The organism is Streptomyces sp. GbtcB6, from assembly GCF_019091475.1.
Taxonomy (GTDB): domain Bacteria; phylum Actinomycetota; class Actinomycetes; order Streptomycetales; family Streptomycetaceae; genus Streptomyces; species Streptomyces hyaluromycini.
In genome coordinates, this window is sequence record NZ_JAGXJL010000071.1 from 25,047 (window position 1) to 37,065 (window position 12,019).

Here is a 12,019-nt window from a genome sequence, read left to right on the forward strand (position 1 = left end):
GCTAGCCGATCCAGGTGTCGTGCAGCTGGACGCGGCTGCCGGAGTCGAACGTGAGGTCGTGCACCTTGTTCGAGACACCCAGCTGGGTCTGGAGCTCCACCACCGGCACGTCGTACGCGTTCCGCACGATCAGCTGCTGCGTCTCGGTGACCAGCTGCCTGCGCTTCGCGGTGTCCGTGGTCGCGGCCTGCCGCGACAGCGCTGTGTCCAGCGAACTGGCGGGCAGGTGGTAGAAGTTGGCCAGCTGGGTGGAGAAGGAGCTGCGCAGGATGTCCGGGTCGGCGCGGGTCGTGTTCCCCCACACCACGTCGAAGTCACCGGACTGGAGCGTGGTGGCGAACTGGGTGACCGGAAGCTGCTTGAGCACCACGTCGATCCCGACGGCCTTCAGCTGCTGCTGGACCAGCTCCAGCGCGGGCTGGTTGGTGGCCGCGTTCGGGAACCAGGTGATGGTCAGGCTCAGCTTCTTGCCGTCCTTGGCGCGGATGCCGTCACCGCCGGCCTTCCAACCGGCCGCGTCCAGCAGGGACTTGGCCTTGGCCGCGTCGAAGGCGAGGTCCGCGGAGAGGTCGGTGTAGTCGGGTGTGGTGTGCGCCAGGATGCTGGTCGCCGGCTGGGTGCCGGTCGGGAAGACGGTGTCGGCGATCTGCTTCCGGTCGACGGCGGCCAGAATCGCCTGCCGCACCTTCGCGTCCTGCAGCAGGGGCCGCGAGTTGTTGAGCCCCAGGCCGAACACCACGCCGGGGTTGGCCCGGCTCTGGAGGGTGACCTGGCCGCCCTTGAGCGCCGCCTCGTTGGCCTTGCCGACGCTGCTGATGGCGTCCACCTGCCCGGACTGGAGACTGCCGGCTCGCACCCCCGCCTCGGGCACGACCTTGAACACCAGCTTGTCCAGGTAGGCCTCGCCCTTCTTCGACCAGAGCGAGGAGCCCCAGTCGTACCCGGTCCGCTTGTCCAGGGTGATCGACTGGTTCTGCACGTACTGCTTGAGCACGAACGGCCCGGACCCGACCACTCCGTCGCTGCACTTCTGCTGCGGGCTCTTCTTGACGCTCGCCGAGGACTCGATGCCCAGCGAGTGGGTCGAAGTCGCCTGCAGGAACTGGGCGTTGGGCTGCTTGAAGGTCACCTTGACGGTGAGCGGGTCGACCACGGCGGTGCTCTTGACGCCGCTCAGGTAGCCCTCGGCGAGGGTGCCCAGGGCGCCGAGCTCCGGCACCGCGTCGAAGTTGTCCTTGACCACCTGCGCGGTCAGCTTCGAGCCGTCGCTGAAGGTGACCCCGGACCGCAGGTGGAACGTGAACGTCGTCGCGTCGGCGCTGATGTCCCAGCTCTTGGCCAGCCACGGCACGATCTTGCCGGTCTTGGGGTCCTGGTCGGTCAGGGAGTCCACGATCTGGCGCACCGAGTAGATGGTGTCGTTGCTGCCGACCTGCTGCGGATCCACGCAGCCGGCGTCGGAGCCCACCGCGAAGGTCAGGGTGCCGCCGGACTTCGCCGGGCCGCTTCCGCCGCCGGAGGCGTCGTCGCCCGAACCGCACGCGGTCAGCAGGACGCTGGTGGTCAGGAGCGCGGCCAGGGGCGCCCATCGGGAGGGTCTGAAATCCGGGAGTGCTGTCACGGAGGGAGTTCTCCTACTCGTGTCACCAAGGCGCGGGGTGCCGGGCTACGGGCGCGAGGCACGGCCGCGCAGGGGCGTGCGGCCCGGCCGGATCTGCCCCGGCCGGGGAAGCGCTGTGCAGAGACAGGGGGTTGGCAGGTGGACGGCATCGCGAACCGGTGCCGAGAGGAAGGACGGCGCGAAGGGCCGGCGCCGGCGACGGAGGTCAGCCGGCGGCGGGCGGGCTCGTCAGACCCGACAGAAGCAGCTGGTCGAGCGCTTCAGATCGATGTGGCGCCGACGCGAGAGCCTGGAGTACGCCGTGGCGTCGGTGAGGGAGACCGCAGGGTCATCGCTGTGCCGCATGCCGCTCCTCCCCGTCTCCGGCCCCGTCACGGGGCCACGCGCTTGCGGGAGTCATCGGTGACCCCGCCGGGCTTTCACCTGGAGCACCCCACCGCGCGGGAGGGTTGCCGGTCAGCGAGCCAGGGCTTGACGCTGACACTCAATGCCGTTGGCGATCGTACGGATCGGTTTTGTCGTACGTCAATGCCCCACCGGGGCGCCCCATTTGAGAACACGGGGCCGTCTCACGTGCCGGGACGCCTGGTGGACGCACCCTGTGCCGTGTGCTTTGATCCGGCCATGGAGACCGCAGGTCAGGCACGGACCGTGCTGCTCGACCCGTTCTGGGCGGGCCGCCGCGCCGATCAGTTCGACCAGACCTGTCGCTGACCACTCGCTCCCTTCAGCTCCCTTCAGCCCCTTCTCGGCCCGCGAACCGCCGCGCCCACGCGCCGCCGCGTACCCCGGCTCCCTCCCCCCCCCGTACCGCCCGGTCGGAAAGAGATTCATGGCCGTCAACAGCACTGCTCCGACAGGGGTGTTCGCCGCGCTGCGGGTCCGTGACTACCGGATCTACTGGAGCACGGGCCTGGTGTCCAACATCGGCAGCGCCATGCAGGGTGTCGCGCTGGACTGGTTCGTCCTGACGCTCACCCACAGCGGAACCGCGCTCGGCTGGGTCGCCGGGCTCCAGTTCGCCCCCGTGCTGCTGTTCGGCCTGTGGGGCGGGGTCGTCGCCGACCGGTACGACCGCCGGACCCTTCTCCTGTGGACCCAGACGCTGTACGCGGTGCAGGCACTGCTCCTGACGGTCATCGTGTTCTCCGGCCATGCCGCGCTGTGGCTGCTGTACGTCCTGTCCTTCGCGTTGGGCTGCGTGTTCACGGTGGAGAACCCGGCACGCCTGTCCTTCGTCACCGAACTGGTCGGCCGGGCTCTGATCCCGAAGGCGGCGGGCCTGAACATCCTGTCCCTGAACGCCGCCCGCCTGGTCGGTCCGGCGATCGCCGGTGTGCTGATCGGGGCGATCGGAACCGGGTGGGTCTTCGCCCTGAACGCCGTGTCCTTCACCGTCGTCCTCGCGGGTCTGCTGTCGATCCGGCCACGGGCGCGGGCGACGCGCGCCGTCCCCCGACCGGCGTGGACGGGGGCGGGTGCGGAGGGGCTGCGCTATGTGGCGGCCCGGCCCGAACTCGTCGGCGTGTTCACCATCTTCGGCCTGGTCGCCACCTTCGCGGTCAACTTCCCCACCACGCTGACCCTGTTCGCCGGGCGCGTCTTCGACGTCGGCTCCCGGGGACTCGGCCTCATGAACACCGCGCTGGCCGTCGGCACCGTCTGCGGGACGATCGCCGCGACGCGCGGTGTCTCGCCCCGGGTACGGACGGTCGTCGCCGGCGCGCTGTTGTTCGGCGGCTTCGAGGCACTGGCGGCGGTCATGCCCACCTACCCCGCCTTCCTCGCCCTGCTGCTGCCCACCGGCTTCACGTTGATGACGTTGAACACGGCGGTGAGCGCCTTCGTCCAGTCGGAGGTGAGCGACGCCATGCGGGGCCGGGTGATGGCGGTCTACACGGTGATCTCGATGGGCGGCAGCCCGGTCGGCGCCCCCGTCATCGGCTGGGTCTCCCAGCACGCGGGGGTGCGCCGGGGGCTGGCCGTGGGCGCCGCCACGGCCGTCCTGGCCGCGCTCGGCGTGGCGCTGTGGCTGGCGCGGACGACTCGCTCGGCGCCCGCCCCGGCCGTGCCACCCGCTTCGGCCCCGCCGCCTGCCCGCACCGCACCGCCCGCCCCGGCCGGACCGCCGGTCTCCCGGTCCGCGTCTGCGTCTGCGACGGCGCCGACCGGCCGCTCGCCGTCCCCCGGTCACCCGCCGGCACGCGAACCGTCCACCGGAGGAACCTCCCACGACTGACCACCGCACCGGACTTCCGCGTCGGCGGAGTGGCGCCCGTCCGGCTGAGCGCGTCCCGGGGACTTCCGCATTGCCCGTTGCGGGATGCCGCATGCCCAGTCGTCTGGAAAGTGCGCCCTTGTCATGACAGGGCGGGACGGCGGACTCTTGCAGCAGGCACGGTGGTACGCGTAGCGGACGTCGGATCCCCGACGGCCCTGAGGCGGCTCAGGAGGCCCGCGGATGTCGGTTTCACCGGAGTGCGGCGTTGATGGTCCTGCTGTCACCGAGCACGAGGCGGAGGCGCTGGTCGAGGGAATCTGCTTCAAGACGGGCCCGCCGCGCAGCGTCGGGGTCGAAGTGGAGTGGCTTGTGCACCGGGAACGTGCGCCGCACGACTCCGTGGGCCGGGAAGACCTGGAAGCGGCCCACGCCGACCTGCGAACCCTGCCGCTGACGTCCGGGCTGAGCGTCGAGCCCGGCGGTCAGGTGGAGCTGAGTTCCCGGCCGGCCCCGTCGCTGGCCCAGTGCGTCTCGGAGGTCTCCGCCGATCTGGCTGCCGTGCGCACCGCACTCGGCGAACACGGCCTGGCACTGGCCGGTATGGGCGTCGATCCCTGGCAACCGCCTCGCCGGTTCCTGCGGGAGCGGCGCTACGACGCCATGGAGGCCTGCCTCGACCGTACGGGTCCGGCGGGGCGCACCCTGATGTGCACGTCGGCCTCCGTCCAGGTGTGCCTCGACGCCGGACGGGAGGAACCCGGCGTCATGGGATTCGCGCGCCGCTGGTGGCTGGCACACCACCTGGGCGCGGTCCTGGTCGCGGCGTTCGCGAACTCGCCCATGGCCGAGGGCCGCGCCACGGGCTGGCTGTCCACGCGGCAACTGATGTGGGCGGAACTCGATCCGGGACGGGCCGGCGGACCCTCCCTGGCCCACGACCCGCGCCGCGCCTGGGTCCGGCGGGTCCTCGACGCGCCGGTGATGTGCGTACGACGGGACGGCCCCTGGGAGGTGCCGGACGGAGTGAGCTTCCGCGACTGGACCCGCTCGCACACCATGCGCCCGCCCACCCACGCGGACCTCGACTATCACATCAGCACGCTGTTTCCGCCCGTCAGGCCGCGCGGCCACCTCGAACTGCGCATGATCGACGCCCAGCCCGGCGACGACGGGTGGCTCGTACCGCTCGCGGTGGTCACGGCCCTGTTCGACGACCCGGGCGCCGCCGCGATCGCGCACCGGGCGGTGGAGCCCCTGGTGGAGCGGGCCGCCGGAGCCCCCGCACCGCACAATCCGCTGTGGACCGACGCGGCGCGCAGGGGGCTTGCCGACCCGCAGCTGAAGCGCGCCGCCGTGACCTGCTTCGCCGCGGCGCTGGACGCCCTGCCCCGGCTCGGCGCGAGCACCAGGGTCATGGACGCCGTCGCGGCCCACACCGACCGCTACGTCCGCCGCGGCCGCTGCCCGGCCGACGACGTCCTCGACCGGCAGCGCGGCCGTGACACGTCCGTACGGCGCCGGGCCCGGCGGTGACCCGGAGCGGAATGGCGTGGTGCTGTGCGCTGTTGCCGCAGGCGGGCGGCCCCGGGCCGAGGGCGGCCTCGGGCCTGTGTGCCGATCGAACGGAGAAGGACGACACGTGCGCGCATACGGATTCAAGTCGAACGGCGGACCGGAAGTCCTGGAGGAGATCCAGGTGCCGGTCCCGCGGCCGGGCCCGGGACAGGTGCTGATCGAGGTCGCGTACGCCGGGGTGAACTTCGCCGAGGTGCAGCACCGGCGGGGCGAGTTCGGCGAGCCCGGCGGCCCCGGCGGCTACGACGTCCCGGGGCTGGAAGTCTCCGGCACGGTCGCGGCGCTCGGCACCGGGGTGACGGCTCCGGCCGTCGGCGAGCAGGTCGCGGCCTACCTTCCGGCCTTCGGCGGATACGCGGAGTTCGCCGTGGCCGACACCGACTTCGTCCGGCCGGTGGGCCGGCTCCCGCTCGCACACGCGGCCGGGGTGCCGTGCGTCTATCCCACGGCCTACGGGGTACTGGCGGACGCGGGGCGGCTGCACCGGGGCGAGACGGTCCTGATCCACGCGGCGGCCGGCGGAGTCGGTTCGGCCGCGGCGCGCATCGCACGGACGCTCGGCGCCTCCCGGGTCTTCGGCACGGTCGGCTCCGTGACCAAGACACAGCTGGCCGAAGAGCTTGGCTACGACGCCCTGTTCGTCCGGGACGCCTTCGAGGACGCGGTCCTGGAGGCCACCGCGGGCCGCGGGGCGGACCTGGTGCTGGACCCCGTCGGCGGGCCGGTACGCCAGGCAGGCCTGCGCGTACTGGCTCCTTTCGGCCGGGTGGTCACCTACGGGGACCTCGGACGTCACGCGGACTGGACGGCGGACGTCTGGGATCTGTGGAAGAACAACAGGACCGTCGCCGGCTACAACATCGGTGACGTGGCCCGCCGTTCCCCGGCCACCATCGGCGAGCACCTGTCCAGGGCGCTGTCGGCGCTCGCCTCCGGAGACCTGGCCGCGGTCCCTCCGGCCGTCGTCCCGGCGGCGGACCTCGTCGAGGTCCACCGCCGCCACGAGGCCGGGCGCACCCACGGGAAGACCGTGCTCGCGCTCGCGGGGCACAGGGCCGGCTGAGCCGCCCGGCCCGTGCCCCTTCGCCGCGCCGGTCAGCCCGCCTCCCGTCGCTCGGCGGCGGAGCGGTGGGTGAGCGGCGCGCGCAGGCCGAGGTGTTCGCGCAGCGTGCTGCCGGTGTACTCGGTGCGGTAGACCCCGCGCTCCTGCAGTTCCGGGACGAGCAGGTCCACGATGTCGTCGAGGCCGTCGGGGATGAGGTACGGCGTGACGTTGAAGCCGTCGACCGCGCCGTGCCGGACGAAGCGGGCGAACTTGTCGGCCAGGCCGGACGGCGTGCCGACGTGCCCGCGCTGCGGACCGAGCGCGATGACCGTCTCGCGCAGCGACCAGCCGTGCGTCTCCGCCTTCGCCCGCCACTCGGCCACCACCGCGCGCGGGTCGGCGGTCCGCCGGGCCCCGAAGGAGCCGTCGTTCTCCGCGACGACCGGGTCCTCCGCGGGCAGCGGCCCGTCGGCGTCGCGGCCGGACAGGTCGATGCCCCACAGCAGCCCGGCGATCCCCAGGGCCGTGGCCGGCGTGACCTGCTGGAGACGGATCCAGCGCTTCTTCTCCTCCGCCTCCTCCTCGGTGGCGCCGATGATGATCTCGGTGCCGGGCAGGATCCGCAGATCGTCGTCGGGCCGCCCCGCCGCGCGCAGCCGGTGCCGGATGTCCTCGGCGAAGGCCAACGCGTCGTCGAAGTCGTTGCCGTGCGCGGAGAAGATGACGTCGGCGTTGCGGGCGGCGAAGTCGCGCCCTTCGCCGGAGTCACCGGCCTGGAAGATCACCGGGTGGCCCTGGGCGCTGCGCGGCAGAGTGGGTGCCAGGTCGACGTCGAACTGCGGTCCCCGGTGGCGCACCTGGCGTACGGCGCCGGGCACCGACCAGGCGGGTGCGTCCACGGAGTTGGCGACCGCCCTGTCGTCCCAGCCGTCCCACAGGGCGCGGGCCACGGTGAGGAACTCCTCGGCGCGCCGGTAGCGGTCGGCGTGGTCGAGATATCCGCCCCGGCGGAAGTTGGCGCCGGTCCAGGCGTTGTCCGTGGTCACCACGTTCCAGCCGGCCCGGCCCTCGGAGAGCAGGTCGAGGCCGGAGAGGCGGCGGGCGAGGTCCGCGGGTTCGTTGAAGGTGGAGTTGGAGGTGGAGACCAGGCCGATCCGGCGGGTGACCGCGGCCAGCGCCGCGAGCTGGGTGATCGCGTCCGGCCGTCCGGCCACGTCGAGATCGTGGATCCTGCCGTCGACCTCGCGCAGCCGCAGGCCCTCGCCGAGGAAGAACGCGTCGAACAGGCCCCGTTCGGCGGTCTGGGCGACCCGCCGGAAGGAGGCGGGGTCGATCTGCGAACCGCTGTCGGGGGCGGACCAGATGGTCCAGTGGTTCACGCCCTGGAAGAACACCCCGAAATGCAGCTGGGCGTGCGGCCGCGGGACGTCGAGGGGGTCGGTGCGGGTCATCGGGCTTCCTCCTGGACGGCCGCGGCGGCGAAACGGTTGGCGGGGCGCTCCAGGCCGAGGGCCGAGCGCAGGGACGTGCCGGGCAGCGGGCGGGCGACGAGGCGCCGTTCGGACAGGGCAGGCAGGACGAGGCGGGAGAGGACGGCGAGATCCTCGTCCAGCACCAGCGGATGCAGCCGTACCCCGTGGACGTGACGGCTCAACTCGTCGAGAAGAGCGACCAGTTTGTCCGCGGAACCGACGTGTCGCAGCCGTCCGCGGTCGGTCCAGGGCGCGTACCGTGCCAGGTCGGCGACGCGCTCGGCGCCGGTCGCGTCCGGAGTGTCCAGCGCCACCTCGACCTCGGCGAAGACACGGGGCGTACCGGCGCCGGCGGCGGCCGCGGCGACCGACGCCGGGTCGCGGCCCTCGACCAGGGCGACGTCGAGCTGCGCGGCGGGCACCAGGTCCGGGCGGCCCAGGACGACGAGCTGCCCCTGCGGCGGGCGCGGCACGATCGCCGGGCCCTTGACGGCGTAGGTCTCGCCGGTGAAGTCGATGTAGTGCAGCCGGTCGCGGTCGAGGTAGCGGCTCGTGGCCACGGACCGGATGACCGCGTCGTCCTCCCACGAGTCCCACAGCGCACGGGCCACCTCCACCCCGTCCCTGGACTCCAGGGTCCGCCCGGCCGCGTCGGCGACCGGCGGACGCCCCCAGACACGGGCCGCCTCGGGGCGGTCCTCCTCCGTCACCACCCACCCGGCGCGACCGGCCGAGATGTGGTCCAGGGACGCCAACTGGCTGGAGACATGGAAGGGTTCGGCATACGTGACCGGGACGACGGGCGCGATGCCGATCGTGCTCGTGGACGCCGCGACGAAGGCCGCCCGCTCCACCGCGCCGATACGGCCGACGGGATCCGGCGCGGCACCGGGCGGCAGCACCCCGTCGTCCAGGGTGATCAGGGCGAACCCGGCGTTCTCGGCCACGGCGGCGAGCCCGGCCGCACGGCGCGGAGCGAGCAACCGGTCGGGTGCGTGGGCGGCGCGGCGCCAGGCCGCGGGGTGGGCGCCGTCACCGTCGATCTCGACGGCGAGGTGCAGGGCGGGGCCGGACAATGGACGTTCCTTCCGGGAAACACGGGAGCTCGTGGCCGTACGGCCACGACGAGCGAGCCGGACGGCGGCAGAGGAGGAGAGCGGAGCGGGACCACGACGAGCGAGCCCGGCGTGGCGACGGCGCGCGGGACCGGATGCGGCCCGGCGTACGCGACCTGGCGCGGCCGCGGCGTACCGGGCCTGCGGGACGGGCCGGCAGGGGCCCGCGGGACTGGCCGGCAGGGGTCAGCGGCGGTGGCCGGAAGGACAGACGGCGGAGCAGGTGCGGCAGTAGTCGACATGCCGGCGCGTGATCAGTCGCACGCCACAGCGGCCACCCTGCGGTGTCGCGCCGGACACGTGCATCAAGGGCCTCCGCCCGTCAGAAACCGATCGGTTCACCGTACGTCGCCCGACCCGGCGGGTGTCAAGAACAAGCGACGCGGCCCACACCGGTGGGCACCGCCGTGTCAGCGCAGCGGGGCCGCGGGCCACAGCGGCTCGGTGGCCCGTTCCTCGGCGGCACGCAGCACCCGCAGGACGTTCCGGCCGGTCAGGGCCTCCAGCTCGGGCCGGGACCAGCCCCGGTCGGCGAGTTCGCGCAGCAGGACCGGATAGCCGGAGACATCGGCGAGGCCGGTCGGCTGGTGGTCCACCCCGTCGTAGTCGCCGCCGAGACCGATGTGGTCCGCCCCGGCCACCTCACGGGCGTGCTCCACGTGGTCGGCGACCTGGGCGACGGTCACCTCGGGGCGCGGATGGGCATCGAGCCAGCTCTTCAACCGGTCGTCGACCGCCGCGCCGAAGACCTCCGCGTGCTCCGCGGCGACCTCCGCCGGATCCTCGCCGGGCCGGGGTGCGCGCGGCCAGCTCCAGGGCACGGCGGACAGACCGAGCCGCGCGCGTTCGTCCTGGAGCGCCCGGCCCCAGGCGGCGACGTCGGCGGAGACGAAGTACGGCACGAAGGTCAGCTGGATCACGCCTCCGTTGCCGGGGAGCAGCTCCAGCACCCCGTCGCTCACGTTGCGGGGGTGGTCGTTGAGCGCTCGTGCCGAGGAGTGGCTGAACAGGACCGGGGCGGTGGACACGGCGAGGGCCGCGCGCTGCGTGGACTCGGCGACATGGGAGAGGTCCACGAGGACGCCGGTGCGGTTCAGCTCCGCGACGATCGCCCGGCCGGTGTCGTTCAGACCGCCTACCACCGGCTCGTCGGTGGCCGAGTCGGCCCAGGAGGTGTTGTCGTTGTGCGTGAGGGTCACGTACCGCACGCCGAGCCGGGCGTACGAGCGCAGCACACCGGAAGACTCGGCGAGGCTGTGTCCGCCCTCGACGCCGAGCAGGGAGGCGATGCGTCCCTCGGCGAACGCCCGCTCCACGTCGGCCGCCGTGTACGCGATCCGCAGGGCGTCGGGGTAGCGGGCGGCGAGCCGGTAGACGGCGTCGATCTGCTCCAGGGTGGCCACCACGGCCTCGGGCTCGGGCAGCTTGGAGGACACGTACACCGACCAGAACTGCGCGCCGACCCCGCCGACGCGCAGCCGGGGCAGGTCGGTGTGGAGCTCCGGGCGGCCGTCGTCGAGGCCCTCGACGCTGTAGCCGGCCCGTGCGCGCAGCGCCACCGGCAGGTCGTTGTGCCCGTCGAAGACGGGTGTGCCGCGCAGTACTTCGTCGATCAGTGTGCCGTCGGTCATGAGCCGACCGCTCCTTCCGTGAGGGGGTGCCGCTGACGTCTCGCCTGCCGGACCGGGTCGGGCACGGGCAGGGCGGCGACGAGCCGGCGGGTGTAGTCGTCCTGCGGACTGCCGAGCACCTGGCCGGTGGGACCCTCCTCGGCGATCCGTCCCCGGTGCAGTACCACCACCCGGTCGGCGACCTGTTCGACCACGGCCAGGTCGTGGCTGATGAACAGCGCCGCGAAGCCCAGCTCCCGCTGCAGTTCGCCGAACAGGTCCAGCACCTTGGCCTGCACGGACACGTCCAGCGCGGAGGTTGGCTCGTCGGCGATCAGCAGCCCGGGCCGCAGCGCGAGCGCCCGGGCGAGGCCGGCGCGCTGGCGCTGGCCTCCGCTGAGCTCGTGCGGGTAGCGGGACGCGTAGGCGCGGGGCAGCCGCACCGCTTCGAGCAGCGACTCGGCCTGCGCCCGTATCTCCTTCGCGCCCAGCTCCCGCCGGTGCACGACGAGGGGCTCCGCGATGCTCTCGGCGATCGTCAGCAGGGGGTTGAAGCTGGTGGCCGGGTCCTGGAAGACGTAGCCGATCCGCCCGGCCGTCCTCGGCTTCCCCGACGGCCGTGGCTTCCGTGACTTCTGTGACTTCCGTGTCAACGGCTCGCCGAACAGCTCCAGTTGTCCGCCCGTCACCGGAGTGAGTCCGGCGATGGCCCGTCCGATGGTGGTCTTGCCGCTGCCGCTCACGCCGACCAGGCCGAGCACCTCACCCGGCCGGATCCCGAAACTCACCCCGTCCACCGCTCGGAAACCCTTGCGCCCCAGCCGCCCCGGGTAGTCGACCACCAGTCCGGAGGCGCGCACGACCGGCTGTACCCCGCCGTCCGCCGCATCCGCCCGCGTGGATCCGCTGCCGGTACCGAAGTCCGGTACGGCGGCGAGGAGTTCCCGGGTGTACGGGTGTGCGGGCGCCGCGAACAGATCGCGTACCGGCGCCTGTTCCACCACCTGCCCCGCGCGCATGACCGCCACCCGGTCGGCGAGGTCGGCGACGACGCCCATGTTGTGGGTGATGAGCAGCACGGCGGTGCCGAAGTCGGTGCGGCAGCGGTGGAGCAGTTCCAGGATCTCCGCCTGGACCGTGACGTCCAGGGCGGTGGTCGGTTCGTCGGCGACGAGGAGCCGGGTGCCCAGGGCGAGGGCCATAGCGATGACCGCGCGCTGTTTCTGGCCGCCGGACAGCTGGTGCGGGTAGTGGCCGACGCGGGTGGCCGGGTCGGGGATGCCGACCTTGTCGAGCCATTCCACGGCGAGTGCCCGCCGCTCGGCCCTGCTGCCGTCGCGGGCGTGGGCGCGCAGGCCCT

9 protein-coding genes and 1 riboswitch are annotated in these 12,019 nt (G+C 73.1%); of the genes, 3 read left to right on the forward strand and 6 right to left on the reverse strand.

The window, feature by feature from the left end; all coding sequences use genetic code 11:
* Nucleotide 1: 1 nt before the first annotated feature.
* Both KVT45_RS49420 and KVT45_RS58555 read right to left on the reverse strand, forming a co-directional pair.
* A complete protein-coding gene (locus KVT45_RS49420) occupies nt 2–1,621 on the reverse strand; it encodes an ABC transporter substrate-binding protein (RefSeq protein ID WP_217560037.1) in 1,620 nt (539 codons plus the stop codon).
* A gap of 228 nt (nt 1,622–1,849) precedes the next feature.
* Nucleotides 1,850–1,966 (reverse strand): putative leader peptide, encoded by a 117-nt coding sequence (locus KVT45_RS58555; RefSeq protein WP_350791672.1) that lies wholly within the window; start codon nt 1,964–1,966, stop codon nt 1,850–1,852.
* A gap of 33 nt (nt 1,967–1,999) precedes the next feature.
* A riboswitch (SAM riboswitch) is annotated at nt 2,000–2,113 on the reverse strand.
* 340 nt (nt 2,114–2,453) lie between these two features.
* On the opposite strand from KVT45_RS58555, the gene KVT45_RS49425 reads away from it, so the two are divergent.
* The 3 genes from KVT45_RS49425 (at nt 2,454) to KVT45_RS49435 (ending at nt 6,480) form a co-directional block, all read left to right on the forward strand.
* Nucleotides 2,454–3,860: an MFS transporter gene (locus KVT45_RS49425; RefSeq protein WP_217560046.1), complete on the forward strand. Its 1,407-nt coding sequence runs from the start codon at nt 2,454–2,456 to the stop codon at nt 3,858–3,860.
* A 222-nt stretch (nt 3,861–4,082) separates the two neighbouring features.
* Nucleotides 4,083–5,375, forward strand: coding sequence for an ergothioneine biosynthesis glutamate--cysteine ligase EgtA (egtA, locus tag KVT45_RS49430; protein ID WP_217560055.1), 1,293 nt, complete (start codon nt 4,083–4,085; stop codon nt 5,373–5,375).
* Nucleotides 5,376–5,481: 106 nt separating this feature from the next.
* Nucleotides 5,482–6,480 (forward strand): zinc-binding dehydrogenase, encoded by a 999-nt coding sequence (locus KVT45_RS49435; protein WP_217560064.1) that lies wholly within the window; start codon nt 5,482–5,484, stop codon nt 6,478–6,480.
* A gap of 32 nt (nt 6,481–6,512) precedes the next feature.
* On the opposite strand, the gene KVT45_RS49440 is transcribed toward KVT45_RS49435, so the two are convergent.
* The 4 genes from KVT45_RS49440 to KVT45_RS49455 form a co-directional block, all read right to left on the reverse strand.
* Complete coding sequence (locus KVT45_RS49440; protein ID WP_217560078.1) at nt 6,513–7,913, reverse strand: NtaA/DmoA family FMN-dependent monooxygenase; 1,401 nt, start codon at nt 7,911–7,913, stop codon at nt 6,513–6,515.
* Nucleotides 7,910–9,010, reverse strand: a complete 1,101-nt coding sequence (locus tag KVT45_RS49445) for an LLM class flavin-dependent oxidoreductase (RefSeq protein ID WP_217560086.1) — start codon at nt 9,008–9,010, stop codon at nt 7,910–7,912. The genes KVT45_RS49440 and KVT45_RS49445 overlap by 4 nt, the downstream gene beginning before the upstream one ends.
* 449 nt (nt 9,011–9,459) lie before the next feature.
* Entirely contained in the window at nt 9,460–10,680 is a 1,221-nt protein-coding gene (locus KVT45_RS49450; protein WP_217560093.1) for a dipeptidase, read from the reverse strand.
* Nucleotides 10,677–12,019, reverse strand: a 1,343-nt coding sequence (locus tag KVT45_RS49455; protein ID WP_308311115.1) for an ABC transporter ATP-binding protein, incomplete at its 5' end; no start/stop codon positions are given. The genes KVT45_RS49450 and KVT45_RS49455, both read right to left, overlap by 4 nt.